Raw genomic sequence first — 16068 nt, 5'->3', positions numbered from 1 at the left:
TGCTTATCAAGGTACTCTTATATATGAAAGCATATTTAAGTCAGTGCGAAAGAGATGAAAGGAGGGAGCTTATGTCCGCAGGAATAGTGGATATACAGCGTCAGCTTATTAAAAAAGCGAAGTTGGGAGATACGAAAGCCTTTTCGCAGTTGTATGCTGAGATTTATAAAGATCTGTATCGGTTTGCGCTTTATATGACGAAACATACGCAGGATGCAGAAGATGCGGTCAGTGAGGCAGTGATATCTGCATATGAAAATATATCCGGACTAAAGAAAGAAAATTCTTTCAAGAGTTGGATGTTTACGATTCTAAATAATGAGTGTAAAAAGATATTACGGAAAAACGGTAATACGTCGAATCAAGTGAGTGAAGAGGATGCCAAAAACCTCGGAGCAGAGGAAATAGATTTTGCACAGCGCCATGATGTAAAGAAGGCGTTTGAATCATTAGAGGAAGAGGAGCAGACGATAGTTGCATTTTCCGTATTCGGAGGATACAGAAGCGAAGAAATAGCCGAGATGCTGGGGAAGAACCCGGGAACGGTCCGATCAAGGAAGAGCCGTGCTTTCGGCAAGATGCGTGAAATGCTGGACTGAATGGCAGGCGTTTTGAAGATGGAGAAAATAGAAGATAATAAGAAGAAAAAATAACAAAAACCATCAAAATAACGAAAGGAGATTATCTATGTCAGAGAATAAAAAAGAAACGAAAAATCAGGATATGATTGAGAAAGAAATGAAAGAGAAGATGAAGCAAACTGTTGAAGATGAAAAGATCCCCGGTTCGCTTGAGCCGGAAGCGGTTGAAAAGATGTTGGAGACGAGAAAGAAGAAAAAGTCGAATAATCGCCGTTGGAAATATGCCTCAGTGGCAGCAGCGGCTTGCGTTTGTCTTGTAGTGGGAGCAGTCGGATATACGAATATGAACGCAGGAAAAAATGAACGGCCGGGAACGGTAACAGAAGGCAGATCAGAAGAAGATCAGGGAAAAATCGCACTGGCAAAAAATTATGATGAAATTAAAAAATATTTGAAAGAAAATGAGAAAAGGGCGAAAGGGCAGAACGGATTCGGCAGAGCAGACGCGGCCTATATGACGGACGGGGCCATGGCGGAATCTTCTGTAGCCGAATCGACAAAAGATATGGCAGGTGCCGATTATTCTGATACAAATATCAGACAAGAGGGAGTCGGCGAAGCGGACACTGTTAAGACTGACGGGAAGAATCTTTACATTCTAAATGATCAGACAGTAGAGATTGTAGATGTATCTCAAGCAGAGATGAAAGATCTGGCAAGTATCGAGATAGATGAAAATTGTTTTATAAGAGAGGTTTTTGTTTCCGATGGGCGGCTTGTGATATTGTATACCGAATCAAAATGTGAAGAAGGAAAGAAAGCAGAAGACGGAATTTATAAAGATTATACATGCGCGGCAGTTTATGATGTGACCGATCCGGCGAATCCGAGAGAAGCAGGAGTGATTTCTCAGAGCGGGCAGTATCATACAATGCGCGTGAAAGACGGATATGTTTATTTAGTCAGCAATTTTTACACATATTATGATTCGTCGGTATCAAACGAAAGCGATTATATCCCGCAGATCCAGGGAAGTCTGCTCCGCGCGGAAGATATATATATGCCGCAGGGAACGACCGGAAGTCAGCACACGGTTATTTCTGCATTTGCGCTTTCCGACCCGACTGAGAAATTACAGACAAAGGCGATTTTCGGAAACGCGGGAATGTGTTATGTGAGCGAAAATAATATTTATATAACAGAGGAGTATTACGGAAAAAGCGAGACAGAGAATATCCAGACTTCGATCCGTAAGATCGCTTATGATAAGGGAACTTTAGATGCGGTAGGACAGACAAAGATCGACGGCGTTTTGAATGATTCCTTTAGTATCGATGAATATAACGGATATTTGCGAATTGCAGCGACAGTGATTCCCAGTGATTATAACAACCGGATCATGCCTGTTCCGTATGTGGAAGAAGGCGGATCGGATGTTATAGTTGAAGATGAAGTGGCAGTGGATAATGCATCTATAGAAACAAATGCGTTATATGTGTTGGATGAAAATCTGGAAATGACCGGAAGTATTCAGAATCTGGCGAAAGAGGAAACAATCCATTCAGCGAGATTTATGGGCGATATCGGATATTTTGTGACATTTAAGCAGATCGATCCGCTGTTTTCCGTGGACCTTTCAGATCCGTCAAATCCAAAGATCATCGGAGAATTGAAGATACCGGGATTTTCAGATTATCTGCATCCGTATGGCGATGGAAAACTGCTTGGAATCGGATTGAGCGTAGATGAAGAGGGCATGACGACAGAAGGTGTGAAGCTGTCTATGTTTGACATAAGTGATCCGGCAAATGTAAAGGAGATGTCAACCTATGTTTTAGAGAATGTGCTTAGCACAGACGCAGGATATAATTATAAGGCGGTATTTGCCGATGCAGAAAAGAATCTGTTTGGATTTATGGCGTACGGAGATTCGATCGAATATAAAATGTTTACTTACGATGAAGCGGAAGGTTTTAAAGAAGTATTTTCAAAAGATATTGTTAATTACGGAAATGTCCGAGGATTGTATATCGGAGAAACATTTTATCTTGTAGCCGGAAATACAGTCGAATCATTTACGTTAAACGGATTTGAAAAAATAGACGATCTTGTCCTGTAATAGACGATTGGCAGATGGAATGAATTTCCAAAGAAAATTCAGAATCCGTAACGGAACTTAGATAAAAATTTTGGGGAAAAGGCGCTGATATCATATTGACGTATCGGCGTCTTTTTTGAAGCCTTAAAAGCGAAGCGAAAATTAAACAAAATGAAAGAAAATCAAATCCCTTGCCGTAACGAAGAAGTATGAAAGAGTCATTTTTATACGACAGCTTAACTGATATTGTAAATATAACAAAAGCGGAATAAATATAAAAATTATAAATCAGTCTGTCGAAAGGGGAAGAAGATATGAAAGGATATAATACGGAAAAGGGTTATATGGGGTATGTAGAAGGAACGTGGATGCTTTTTAGCTGCGAAGCGGATTATTATGAATTCATAGAGTGAAAAGCCGTGAAGTGAGAAGTCAGAGATGGTTTCCGTAGTGGAAAACGCAGAAATATGATATTATATCATTATGACTAAAGTACGGGAGCGTTGTATTATGCCGAAGGGAGCAAATCAAAAGTTTAAGCTGTACCGTCTCGCACAGATCATGTGTGAAAAGACGGATGAAACACATTATCTGACAATGCCGGAGATTCAAAAAGAGTTGGAAAAGTATGATATTATCGCAGAGAGAAGAAGTCTGTATGAATCGTTGAAAGATTTAGAAGAATTCGGCATTGAAGTAGAAGGTGAGCGCAGCGGGAGAGGATACCGCTATCATGTGATAGGCAGACAATTTGAACTGGCTGAACTGAAACTTCTTGTTGATGCGATACAGTCGTCAAAATTTATTACAGAGAAGATGACGAACCGGTTGATAGGAAAACTGGAAACTCTTGTCAGTCAGCATGATGCGGCGGATCTTCGGCGGCAGGTGTTTGTTTCAGGGCGGATTAAGACGATGAATGAAACTGTTTATTACAGCGTCGATACGATTTATAATGCAATTTCACAAAACAAAAAAATTAAATTTCAATATTATCAGTGGAATGTGAAAAAAGAACCGGAGCTTCGTCACGGAGGAGCGTATTACCATATCAGCCCGTGGGGGCTGCTATGGGATCATGAGAATTATTATCTGATCGGATATGATTCCCGGGCAGAGCAGATCCGGCATTACAGAGTCGATAAAATGCTTCATATTTTGCTGTCGGAAGAGATACGGGAGGGAAAGGAGGAGTTTCAAAAGATCGACATGGCGTCGTATTCAAAAAAGAGTTTTGGCATGTTCGGGGGAAAAGAACAGTCGGTAAAACTTCTTGTTGAAAATTCGCTGGCAGGTGTTATTGTAGATCGTTTCGGGAAAGATGTGATGATGATTCCGGCAGATGCCGATCATTTCACTGTGAGTGTAGACGTTCAGGTAAGCAGTCAGTTCATAAGCTGGGTATTTGCGCTTGGCAGTCAGGCAAAAATTGTCAGCCCGAAGAATGTTGTAAATCAGGTGCGCAAGGAGATTGAGAAACTTGCGGAGCAGTATGCGCTTCCTATAGAAAACAGAAGGGAGAATTGAAACATGGATGAGAAACTAAAACCTTTATTTACTCCGTGGCGTATCGGAAACTGCGAGATAAAAAACCGTATCGTATTGACTTCTATGGGAGGAACCGATCTGTTCGGATGGATGGAGAAAAACCATTTTGACAAAATGGGTGCGCGATTTCTTAGGGAGGCTGCAAAAAACAATGCGGGTCTTGTCCTTCCGGGGTGTCAGCCGGTATATAATCCTATGTTTGGACAATGGCTGTACAAGAATAAAAAGATGTATGAAGATCTGAAAGAGTGGATGCCGGAGTTTCATAAAACAGGAGCCAAACTTTTTGTTCAGTTGACAGCGGGTTTCGGCCGGTCGTTTACGATCAGCGAGATGATGGAAAAATTATATACGAATAAGGCGCTGCGCGTTTTATCAAAGCCGTTTATGGATCTGGATAAGATTACTGCGACGGCAAGCCCGTCTCCGAACCGCTGGTCGGATAAAGTTCCTTCAAGAGAGATGACAAGAGAAGAAATTCATGAGTTTGTGGAAGCGTTTGCAAAGTCGGCGAAACTTTTGCAGGATGCGGGAGTTGACGGAGTGGAAATACATGCGGTACATGAAGGATATCTTCTTGATCAGTTTACATTAAAATATGTAAATCATAGAACAGATGAATATGGAGGATCTTTTGAAAACAGATATCGCTTTGCTGTAGAGATCGTGCAGGCGATTAAAAAAGTATGTGGTGAAGATTTTCCTGTATCGCTAAGGTACAGTGTTCTTTCCAAGACAAAAGGATTCAGAAAAGGCGCTCTTCCGGGAGAGCAGTTTACGGAAGTCGGAAGAGATATGGAAGAATCTGAAAAAGCGGTGAAATATTTGCAAGATGCAGGTTATGACATGCTCAACTGCGATAATGGTACATATGATGCGTGGTATTGGGCGCATCCGCCTGTTTATATGCCGGAAAATTGTAATCTGGAAGATGTAGAACATATTAAACAGTTTGTTCGGATTCCGGTTGTATGTGCGGGGAGAATGAACCCGAAAACAGCGGCAGAATCGATCGCCGCAGGAAGATTGGACGGAGCGGGATTCGCGAGGCAGTTTTTGGCAGATCAGGAATGGGTCACAAAGATGATGGAAGATCGGGAAGAAGAGATTCGGCCTTGTATTTTATGCCATAACGGATGTTTTAATATGTGTCACTATAAAGGAGTGCCAAACGATCAGGAATTAAGTGACAGCCTGCATTTGTCAAGGTGTGCGGTTAATGCGGAAACGATGCAGTGGGATCGGCATTTTATAGAGAAAACAAAGAATCCAAGAAGAGTCTATATTATCGGCGGAGGAATCGGAGGGATGGAAGCTGCCAGAGTGTTAAAGCTTCGTGAGCATGATCCGGTTATTTATGAGAAGAACAACGTTCTTGGCGGCACGTTCATCCCGGCAAGTGCAGAATCTTATAAGGGGAAATTAAGAGAACTTTTGGCATGGTACAGAAGACAAATGAAAGAACTGGATGTGGAGGTTCATTTAGGTAAGGAGATTGACAGCGTTGAAAAGTTCGGCGATGCTCCGGTAATAATTGCAACCGGTTCTGTTCCGCGCGTGATGAAAAATATTCCGGGACATGAACGGATGATTGAGGCATGCGACTATCTGAACGGAAGGGATGTAGGAGAAAGAGTTGTAGTGATCGGAGGAGGCCTTACGGGAAGCGAGATTGCCTATGAGCTTGCGCTTCAGGGAAAGAGACCGGTTATTGTTGAGATGAAAAATGATCTTGTGGCGCAGAAAGGAGTTTGCCTTGCCAATAGTTCCTATTTGAGGGAATGGTTTGAGCTGCACGAAGTTCCGGTATATCTCGAAACAAAGTTAAAAGAAGTAAAAGAACATTCGGTGATCTGTACAGATAAAACCGGAAAAGAGATAGAGATTCCTTGTGACTCTGTGATCGGATCAGTCGGTTACCTGCCTAATCCGCTGGAAAGAAAAGGAAAGAATATTTACCTGGTCGGCGATTGTGAACAGGTTGGAAATTTACGGAGCGTGGTGTGGGGCGCTTACGAGACTGCGATGAAGATTTGCTGATATGACGATGCAGAATGATTGATAGAACAAGAATAGTGAGATATTAGAAAATGCAGCTTTCTCTTGTGAGGGTAAAGCTGCATTTTAATCTGAAAATAGATTTGTTTAAGCGAACAACTGTAAAATAATCTGAATGATCCAAAACAGACAATACAGAATCATTCCGACATTTAAGATGATCGTTGAGAAACGTTTTCCTTTCGGAATTGTGATCTCTCCGGGGGCACATTTGAATTTCTTAAAGTTGATCGCCCAAAATATGATGCCTGTAATGACAAGACCGAAAAGAAGCAGCATGTAAAAACAAATCAAAAGAAACTGAACCGGATGCTGCATAACGAGTCCGACGATGGCTGACGGGTTATTTTCCGCTAACAGAGAAAGCTGATTGAAAAATGTTGATTTCATTAAAAGCAGTCCCGGAATCGAGCCTAAAAAGTTGACTGTCATATGCAGGGCAACCGTGTAGATCAAGCGCCCGGTTTTTACATAAATGAATCCCCAGAACACACCGAGTGTAAATGCGTATACAAATTGATTAAAATTACCGTGGAATAACGCAAACATCAATCCTGACAGAAGGATAGCCGTTGCCTGTCCGTACTGTACTGTCCGGTCGATGATGAGTTTTCGGAAAACATATTCTTCGACGATGGGAGCGCAGATCACCATAAGGAAAAATGCTGTGAGCGGAGACAGTCCGGTAAGAATGTCCTGGATCGGGTTGTCTACGAGATCTCCTTTTAGTGTTCCGAAGATAGCTGTCGTAAATGTGCCTATTACATTCGTAACATACATAAGCGCATAGCACATAAAAAAGGCGATAATCCATTGCCCTGCCGTCATTTTCTTCTTGTGGATGACCATGCCGGGGATCGTGCGTACGATGATGACCAAAAGCGGCATTGCAATAAGATACATCGAAAGCGATGAGATGATCAGGGAAATATTCGGATTCACCATAAGCTGGGGTGCGATCAACTGAATCAATGTAATGACAGAAATCTGCACTCCCGAAATTATGATCGCTCCACAGAAATAAAAAAGTCCGATCTTGGAAAAATGACTCTTGTGTTTTTTTAACGGATCGGACGGAGCCGGGATGATAAGTTCAGTGTTTTCCATATGAAATAACCTCCTCTTGCGTAAGATTAAAAATCAATAAAAAATTTTACGTCTATTATCCCATTTTGCGAAGCAAAAATCAATAAAAACAGAACTTATATTTGCAGCCGGTGAGATGCTAAGGCAGCAAGGTGTTAATTTTAGAAATCGATGTTATAAGGAATATTTTCAAAATATGAAGAGGTAAAAATTATTTGCGCCCGAAAAAGGAGGGGGTAAATAAAGTTTGCTGGACTTTGCAGAGTGGAGAGATAAAATAAAATAAAAAGGAGGTAAGCGGTATGAAAATAGGAGAAACAATTTTAAAATTACGAGAAGAAAAAAAGATGTCTCAAGAAGAGTTTGCACAATATTATCATGTGACGAGGCAAACTATTTCAAACTGGGAAAAGGAAAAGAATTATCCGGATTTACAAACATTAGTAAAGATTAGTGACGAATCAGGAGTTCCGTTGGATTCTATGCTTAAGGATAACTTCTCTATGGTACAAGAAATCGATAAAAAAGTAAGACACTTAAAAATATTTAAAATAGGAACAATAGTAGTATTGGCGATAGTTATTTTAGTTTCAGCTTATATAGGAATTCAAAACGGCAAGCAGGACCATCTTGTGCGGACATATGAAGATAAGTTGGAGGAACTTGGATTTGAGCAAGAAGGTAATAATTATTGCCTCACAGATTCCGATTTTAAGTATGATATTTATATGTTTGACAGACCTTCTATATGGAAATGGAATCAGGAAATGAGTGACAGAGAGAAATTTATCGTAGCCACACTTCTCGTAAAGAATAGCGATTTGGAAGAAAATCCGGGTATTACAATTCGGAAAACAGGCGATTTTATAACACTTTATATTTCAAGAGAAAACCATTTGGCAGACGACGGTTCTACAAAACCAAAAGAGTATAGTCTTGATAGAAACGGTCAGATAAAACATAAAGAAAAAATGGAAGCAGATGATTATGAAGTATATGCTAAACTGAAAGAGGAGATAGAGAATGGAGTGAAAAAACTCAATGAAATGTATTCAAACATTTATGAATAAAAATATTTGTATAATGATTGCAAGGTCGAATAATAGGGTGTTGAATGCTTGACACCCTTCTTTTGATTAATCTAAACTATAAGAAAGTGTTGCGGAGTTGTGGTGTACGGTTGCAAAAATCCGATTGAACTAATATTTTGTAGCTATAATATGGGCATGCAAATACTTGCATAACAAGTATAATAAATGTGTGGTGTTTTTTAGAACAGGTTCTTGTACCGAAATTCGGTACAAGAAAGAATAGGATGAGAAGCAGACAGCATCTCAACCGGATGCTTCTGCTTCTACACAGAAAAATAACGCTTCCCAAACAACAGGGGAATCTAATGGAGGGAACTCAGGAAACGGCGGAACTCAAAATACAGCTCCGGTACATACTCATGATTATAGTATTCCGATCTATACAGGAGAATGGGTAGTCGATCAGGAAGCTTGGACAGAAACTGTCAATGAACCAGTATATGAAATGGTAGAACATACAATTTGTAGCACATGTCAAGCTGATATCTCAGGAGTTGCAGGACAACATTTAGACGAGACAATGCATGCGGGATATTACTCGGGCTGGAGAAAAGAGCAAACAGGAACAAAAACGTATACAGTTAATCATCCAGAACAAGGGCATTACGAATCGATTGTGACCGGATATAATGTAGCTGTGGAGCAGTTCAATGAAATGGAAGTTTATAACCATATCACAGACTGGTTCAGGATCGAAAAGAGATTGCGAAGAGGGATTTGGTTCAGATTATGTGACGGCTCAGATTTCTTTAAGAATGATTACAGAACTACTCGCTATGGACCTCATGACCTGCATTCATTCGGTCGCGGCTATCGCCTTATAAGCGAAAAAAATGATCTCCACTTATGAGATCAAACTCTCAACGGGAGCTCATTTTTCGCTTGCATGGCTTGTAGTTTTAGCGCAAATGGTGTCAAATTGGTGTCAAAACAGAAAAAATCACAATTTCAAAAGAAATAAGATACTGCAAACCATTGATTTTAAAGGGTTTGCAAAAAAATAGCAAAAATATTAGCACTCAACCCTTGACAGTGCTAATAACGGGTGCTATATTACAGATATAACAAAGAAAACAATAAATTCAAAAGTGTTTTGAAAGGAGATATGACTTATGTTGATGCCTAGTATTTTTGGAGAGAATTTGTTTGACGATGATTGGATGGATTTCCCGTTTGAGAGATTTGACAGAGATTTCTGGGGAAAGAAAAATCCGCTGTATGGTAAGAATGCCAAAAACATGATGAAGACAGATATTCGTGAGCATGAAGCGGGATATGAGTTGGATATTGATCTTCCGGGATTTAAAAAGGACGAGATTACCGTGGATCTTGAAAATGGTTATCTGACCATCTCGGCGGCGAAAGGACTTGACAAGGACGAGGAAGATAAGAAGGGAAAATACATTCGGAAAGAGCGTTATGCAGGTACAATGCAGAGGAGTTTTTATGTAGGCGATGCGATCACTCACGAAGATATTAAAGCAAAATTTGAAAACGGTATTTTGAGCCTGACAATTCCGAAAAAGGATGCGAAAGCAGTAGAGACTAAGAAATCCATTGCGATTGAAGGATAAATTCATTTCTTTTGACAAGTTTTTGACGGTAGTGAACGGGAACGGCGAGTGTGCTGTTCCCGTTCACTGCCGTTTTTACATGCAAGAGCGGATGTAAGGATATTGCAGGAATAAAATCGAGAAAAAGTTTTAGAAAAATCACTTTTCGCGGTTTTTATATCTGTGAGAAAGTGATAATATATAACCTGAAATCTTAGGGAGAGGGTTATATGAGTTATGAAAAAAGAAAATGATTTTGGCAGGGATTCTATTCCTTTGCTTGTATTAAAAATTTCAATTCCGTTTATGTTCGCGCAATTTGTTAATGTGCTGTACAGTATTGTGGATAGAATCTATATAGGAAATATTCCGGTGATCGGGGCTGACTCGCTGGCAGGCGCGGGGGTATGTGCTCCGATCATTACATTGTTGTCATCGTTCGGAACGCTGATCGGTATCGGGGGTTCCGTCTTGTTTTCGGTACGTCTCGGGGCGGGAGATGAAAAAAGCGCTAAGCAGATACTGGCAAACAGTTTTTCTATGCTGCTTATTTTTTCGGGAATATTGACGATTGTATTTTTACTTACGAAAGATTATTTACTGAGATGGTTTGGGGCAAGCGCAGATATATTTCCGTATGCCAATACTTATATGACTATTTACACGCTTGGAACTTTTTTCGCTCTTTTGTCAATGGGGATGAATTATTTTATTACGGCACAGGGATATCCGGGGCTTGGAATGCTGACGACACTGATCGGAGCAATCGTAAATATCGTGCTTGATCCGGTATTTATTTTCGGACTTGAAATGGATATTGCGGGGGCGGCAGTGGCTACGGTGATTGCACAGATGTCATCATGCATCTTTGTTCTTTATACATTGAAGAGAAAGAAGATGCGTATTCCGCTGACGCTGGTGAAGCCTGAGCGGGAGATTGGAAAACGAATCGTGAAGATTGGTTTCTCTCCGTTTTTGATTCTGGCATCAGACAGTGTGATCATCATTGCGCTGAATGCTGTTTTGCAGTATTACGGCGGAGCAGACTACGGGGATACGTTGATCACGGCGGCTACGATCGTGCAAAGCTATATGCTTTTGATCACGGCGCCGATGCTTGGCGTGACAGGAGGGTCGCAGCCGCTTATTAGTTATAATTATGGAGCAAACAGAGCGGATCGTATTCGGAAAACAGTGCTCTGGGTGTTGATGCTCTGTGTTTTCTTTACGGCGGTGATGTTTATTATTTCAAGAGTGGCTCCGCAGTATTTTGTTCGTATTTTTACGGATAATGCAGAGTACCGGGAACTGTCCGTGTGGGGGATCAAAGTGTTTACTCTGATGGTTGTTCCGTTAAGTCTGCAGTATGTTTTTGTTGATGCGCTTACTGCTCTTGGCATGACGAAGTTGTCTCTTGGGATGTCTGTTGTAAGAAAAGTTTTTTACTTTTCATCAACATGTTTTCTCCCGGCGTTGTTTACGGCGAAAGATGCTTTTTATGCGGAGCCGGTGGCGGATATACTGGCGGCATCGGTGACAAGCGTTGTTTTTTTCTTTGTATATAGGAAATATCTGAAAGGCAGCGGAAGACTTGGGGAAATCAAACTGTAGAAACGACTGTGACGGTTATGGAAAAACGACTGTGCAGGTTAGGGCGATTTGTGTTGTAAAATGCGGGGAAAAACTTTATAATAGATAGAATAGCAAGTAACCGCACACAGATGTCCGTCGGTAAAAACATGCAAGCATGTTTTATGCTCTACGTACACTGTATGGCTGAACTATTGTATATAGATTGGAGATATGAAGATATGATCAAAGTGATAGCGAGCGATATGGATGGAACGCTTCTTTGTGATGACCACAGAATCGCTCCGGATACGATCGCGGCAGTAAAGGAAGCGTGTGCGGCAGGCATCCGGTTTATGGTGGCGACAGGCAGAGGTTATGAAGGCGCTATGGCAGAGCTTGACGGAACAGGAATTGTTTGTGATTATATATTGGGAAGCGGAGCGGAAGTCAGAGATCCGCAGAGAAAAATTGTAAAAGAATGCGGCATCGGAATGGAGTTGTGCAGAGAGATCTGCGAAGAGGTGAAAGAATTTCCGATATCGATCGTATTTCTTACAAATGAAGGCGATTACCGTATCGGAACGGAAAAAGAAGTCGAAGAAAGTATTATAGCGGAGATGCAGCTTTTTCATGTAAATATGACCCGGGAAGAGGTCGTGAAAACAAGCGAATATCGCAGGGCGATAGAAAGTGTAAAGGTTGTTTCTGATTTTGAAGAGATTGAGAAAGCGGGTATCCCGGTGTTTAAACTATTTATGTTTTCACATGATCTTGAGTTAGTCCGCAGGGTGACAAAACATCTTGAAAAAAATCCTAAAATCGCAGTCGCTTCATCATTTGAATCAAATGTGGAGATCACGGATGCAAGAGCGCAGAAAGGTCCGATATTGAAGGAATATATCGAGTCGCTTGGATATACTATGGATGAGGTTATGGTTCTCGGAGACAGTTTGAATGATTATTCGATGATGTCAATGGATTTCGGAGCGACGGTAGCGATGGGAAATGCGGTTTCGGAATTGAAAAAAGCGGCAAAATATATTACGAAGTCAAATGATGAGCTTGGTGTTGCGTATGCCATTCGGGAACTGTTAAAAAAGCAGAAAAATAAATAAAAAGGGAAATTGGTTCAAGTATGAGATTGAGAAGTAAATTTGCTGTGAAATGCGCGAAAGCGACGAGCAGTCTGATCAAAAAGTTAAACCGTGGAAGCGGGGTGACGCTTCCGGGATATGTGGCGCGTCTGATCGATCCGAATATACTGAAGGAATTATCGGGTCAGGTTAGAAAAAAGACGATCGTCACAATGGGAACAAACGGAAAGACAACGACGAACGCGATTTTATGTAAGGCGTTAGAGCATGAAGGTCAGAAAGTGATTATTAACCGTACGGGCGCTAATATGTTAAACGGAATTATTTCGGCGTTTGTTCTTGCAACAGACAAGCATGGCAATCTGGATGCGGATTATGCATGCATAGAAGTAGATGAGATCGCATCTGTAGGGGTGCTGCCGAAAATAGAGCCAGACTGTGCGCTGCTGACAAATATTTCGCGAGATCAGCTTGATCGCTTCGGTGAAGTTGATATTACTTATAATAAATTGATGACAGCGGTGACAAGCGTTCCGAAGACAACGCTTATTATAAATTGTGATGACATTTTATCTTACTCTTTGGCGCAGGAAAGCAAAAATGCATTTGTCACATATGGTATCAGCGAGCAGATATTTGACGATGTTTCACGATCTGAAATACGGGAGAGCATTTTTTGCCGCAAATGCGGAAAGAAACTGGAATATCAGTTTTTCCATTATGGTCAGTTAGGGTTGTATCATTGTCCGAACTGCGGATGGAACAGACCAAATCCGGAATATACGGCTGAACATGTCGTAAGAGAAGATGAATTGTATTCATTTGATATGGACGGAATCCACTTTGATCCGCAGATAAGGACACCTTATAATATTTACAATACTCTGTCGGCGTATGCGGCTCTTAAAACGATGGGAGCGGGATATGAACATTTTAAAGAGATGATAGAGGCGTTTGATTATGGAAATAACAGAGAAAGTATTTTTAATATAAACGGTGCAAGAGTGCAGCTCCACCTTGCGAAAAATCCGATCGGTTTTCAGCAGAAAGTATCGCATGTACTCAGAGATCCGAATCCGAAAGATATTATCATTCAGATCAATGATACGTATCAGGATGGGGAAGACGTATCATGGCTTTGGGATGTGGATTTTCAGTATCTTGCGGAAAGTAACGCAAGAAAGATTATTACGGCGGGAACAAGGAAGTATGATATGGCGCTTCGGTTGAAATACGAAGATGTTTCTTGCGAATCTACAGACGATATGCGTGCATCGGTGCTTGAGTGTGTAGAGCAGGGCACGAAAAATCTTTATGTTATCGTGAACTACTCCGGATTGTATCAGACGAACCATATGCTGACTGAATTAGAGGGGAAAGGAGGTACGGAACGATGAAGAAACTTACAATCGGACATTTATATCCGGATCTCTTAAACTTATACGGTGACAGAGGAAATATACAGTGTTTTCGGAAACGTCTTGAATGGCGGGGGATGGAGGCAGAGGTGATTCCGTTTCTATCAGGTGAAAAAATTGATTTTTCTAAGTTGGATATCGTGCTCTTAGGCGGCGGATCTGACAGAGAGCAGGAACTTGTATGCGGTTTCCTAAAAGACATCAAAGATGATTTTAAAGCATATGTTGAAGACGGGGGAGTTGTCCTCGCTGTGTGCGGGGGATATCAGCTTCTCGGGAAATATTACAAGACAAATAAAAAGACGATAGAAGGTCTTTCGATTCTTGATATAACGACAGAATGGCAGCCGGAGAGACTGATCAGAAATATCGTGTTGAACAGTCCGCTTTTTGAACAGCCTGTAGTCGGATTTGAAAATCATGGAGGAAGGACATATATCGGTGATCACACTCCGTTCGGGAAAGTGTTTTACGGCTTGGGAAATACAGGAAAATCAGGTTATGAAGGCGTTATATATAAAAATGTGATCGCAACATATTTGCACGGACCTCTTCTTCCGAAAAATCCGCAGGTATGTGATTATCTTCTTGAAAAAGCGCTTCAAAGAAAATACGGTGAAGAAGTGAAGCTTGAGCCGCTGAAAGACGAGACGGAAAAGAAAGCAAACAGTTATATTGCCGACAGGTACAGCGATAAAAAATATGTGCTTCGGGAAACGGTAAAAAGACATACCTGATCCGGCTGCAGAGAGTGTGACAGAAAGACAGATTTTCCGGCAGGTGGAAGTTCTGGCGGGAACACTACGCTTGTTGCTGTAAATATAAAATAAAAGAAAGGAAGTATTTCTTATGGATGTAAGACGGATGAGAAATGAAGCGCTTGGCAAACGTGTTGTGAAAGCGCTTGAATCAAGAAATATGGAAGCTTATTATGCATCAACGAAAGAAGAAGCTGTTCAAAAAGCGCTGGAGCTGATGGAGGAGGGAAGCTCGGTTACAATGGGCGGCTCGATGTCGGTTCGGGAATCGGGACTTCTTGATGCGATCAATGCGGGAAATTATGAGTTTTATGACAGGGATCAGGCGGCGACACCCGAAGAACGTCAGGAGATTGCATTGAAAGCGTTTACATGCGACTGGTACCTCGGAAGTGTCAATGCTATGAGTGAGAACGGAGTATTTGTTAATATTGACGGAAATGCGAACCGTGTGGCGGCATATGCGTTCGGACCGAAAAACGTACTGCTTATCGTAGGAATGAATAAAGTGGTGAAGTCAGAAGAAGATGCGGTGCAAAGGGCGAGAAACGAAGCTGCGCCGATCAATTCACAGAGATTCGGACTTGAGACTCCATGCGTAAAAAACGGAAGCTGTTTTGACTGCAAGAGTTCAGACTGCATCTGCTGTCAGGTCTTGGTCACAAGATTCAGCAGAATTCCGAAGCGGTTTAAAATAATTCTTGTAGACGATGTTTTGGGATTTTAGGAGAGGAAATTACCTATGGACAGAAATGAAAGAAATACAATGGATCAAAACGCGCGAAAACGTACGGTGCGAAGAGAAGGGAATGCTGAGGGAAGCGCGCGGGCAAATGAAGGTCTGGGAAGAAGACCGTCGGGAAACGGCGCTCCCGCCTCAGCAGGAAGACCGTCAGGAAAAAGCAGTTCGGCATCTGTACGAAGAACATCGGAAAGCGGCGATCCGACCAGAAGAACAACGCCGGGCGGAACGGTTACTCCGATGAGACGAGAGTCGGGAAGTGTGAGGAAACCGTCTGAACAGGCAGGGCGTGCGCAAGGAAGTCTGCGAAAGGAACATTCTGAAACAGGAAGAACGCGGGATGCAGCGGGAGCGCCGACAGATCCGTCCTTAAGAAGAGCGTCAGGGAAAGCGGGAACGCCGACAGATCCGTCCGCAAGAAGAGCAGCGGGGAAAACGGGAACACCGACAGATCCGTCCGCAAGAAGAG

13 protein-coding genes are annotated in these 16068 nt (G+C 41.7%); 12 read left to right on the top strand and 1 reads right to left on the bottom strand.

The window, feature by feature from the left end; translation table 11 throughout:
• Positions 1-71 precede the first annotated feature (71 nt).
• The 4 genes from ACH9UM_RS12620 to ACH9UM_RS12605 all read left to right on the top strand — a co-directional run bounded on the left by ACH9UM_RS12620 (position 72) and on the right by ACH9UM_RS12605 (position 6267).
• Positions 72-599, top strand: a complete 528-nt coding sequence (locus ACH9UM_RS12620; RefSeq protein ID WP_009243552.1) for an RNA polymerase sigma factor — start codon at positions 72-74, stop codon at positions 597-599.
• An 88-nt stretch (positions 600-687) separates the two neighbouring features.
• Positions 688-2700 carry a beta-propeller domain-containing protein gene (locus tag ACH9UM_RS12615; RefSeq protein WP_306514260.1) on the top strand — a complete coding sequence of 671 codons (2013 nt, stop codon included), beginning with the start codon at positions 688-690 and terminating at the stop codon, positions 2698-2700.
• Between the two features lie 489 nt (positions 2701-3189).
• The gene (locus ACH9UM_RS12610; RefSeq protein ID WP_009320329.1) at positions 3190-4206 is read left to right on the top strand and encodes a YafY family protein; all 1017 of its coding nucleotides are present in this window, start codon (positions 3190-3192) and stop codon (positions 4204-4206) included.
• 3 nt (positions 4207-4209) lie between these two features.
• Positions 4210-6267 carry an FAD-dependent oxidoreductase gene (locus tag ACH9UM_RS12605; RefSeq protein WP_004847885.1) on the top strand — a complete coding sequence of 686 codons (2058 nt, stop codon included), beginning with the start codon at positions 4210-4212 and terminating at the stop codon, positions 6265-6267.
• Between the two features lie 105 nt (positions 6268-6372).
• Here the strand turns inward: ACH9UM_RS12605 and ACH9UM_RS12600 are convergent, their stop codons facing one another.
• Positions 6373-7392: a CPBP family intramembrane glutamic endopeptidase gene (locus ACH9UM_RS12600; protein ID WP_004847884.1), complete on the bottom strand. Its 1020-nt coding sequence runs from the start codon at positions 7390-7392 to the stop codon at positions 6373-6375.
• A 281-nt stretch (positions 7393-7673) separates the two neighbouring features.
• Here ACH9UM_RS12600 and ACH9UM_RS12595 point away from each other — a divergent pair, with 281 nt between their 5' ends.
• The 8 genes from ACH9UM_RS12595 to ACH9UM_RS12560 all read left to right on the top strand — a co-directional run bounded on the left by ACH9UM_RS12595 (position 7674) and on the right by ACH9UM_RS12560 (position 15584).
• Positions 7674-8441 (top strand): helix-turn-helix domain-containing protein, encoded by a 768-nt coding sequence (locus tag ACH9UM_RS12595; RefSeq protein ID WP_004847883.1) that lies wholly within the window; start codon positions 7674-7676, stop codon positions 8439-8441.
• Positions 8442-8907: 466 nt separating this feature from the next.
• A complete protein-coding gene (locus tag ACH9UM_RS12590; RefSeq protein WP_004847881.1) occupies positions 8908-9312 on the top strand; it encodes a hypothetical protein in 405 nt (134 codons plus the stop codon).
• A gap of 262 nt (positions 9313-9574) precedes the next feature.
• The gene (locus tag ACH9UM_RS12585; RefSeq protein ID WP_004847879.1) at positions 9575-10036 is read left to right on the top strand and encodes an Hsp20/alpha crystallin family protein; all 462 of its coding nucleotides are present in this window, start codon (positions 9575-9577) and stop codon (positions 10034-10036) included.
• A 216-nt stretch (positions 10037-10252) separates the two neighbouring features.
• Complete coding sequence (locus tag ACH9UM_RS12580) at positions 10253-11626, top strand: MATE family efflux transporter (protein ID WP_004847878.1); 1374 nt, start codon at positions 10253-10255, stop codon at positions 11624-11626.
• Positions 11627-11826: 200 nt separating this feature from the next.
• Positions 11827-12702, top strand: coding sequence for a Cof-type HAD-IIB family hydrolase (locus ACH9UM_RS12575; RefSeq protein ID WP_009243512.1), 876 nt, complete (start codon positions 11827-11829; stop codon positions 12700-12702).
• Between the two features lie 20 nt (positions 12703-12722).
• Complete coding sequence (locus ACH9UM_RS12570) at positions 12723-14078, top strand: MurT ligase domain-containing protein (protein WP_004847876.1); 1356 nt, start codon at positions 12723-12725, stop codon at positions 14076-14078.
• Positions 14075-14836: a type 1 glutamine amidotransferase gene (locus tag ACH9UM_RS12565; RefSeq protein WP_004847875.1), complete on the top strand. Its 762-nt coding sequence runs from the start codon at positions 14075-14077 to the stop codon at positions 14834-14836. Before ACH9UM_RS12570 ends, ACH9UM_RS12565 begins: the two co-directional genes overlap by 4 nt.
• Positions 14837-14948: 112 nt before the next feature.
• A complete protein-coding gene (locus ACH9UM_RS12560) occupies positions 14949-15584 on the top strand; it encodes a lactate utilization protein (protein WP_004847874.1) in 636 nt (211 codons plus the stop codon).
• Positions 15585-16068 lie beyond the last annotated feature (484 nt).

The sequence above is a fragment of the Mediterraneibacter torques genome, from assembly GCF_044591705.1.
In the GTDB taxonomy this organism is placed as follows: domain Bacteria; phylum Bacillota; class Clostridia; order Lachnospirales; family Lachnospiraceae; genus Mediterraneibacter; species Mediterraneibacter torques.
The sequence above is the reverse complement of the archived record's forward strand: the minus strand, read 5'-3'. Positions and strand labels throughout refer to the sequence as shown.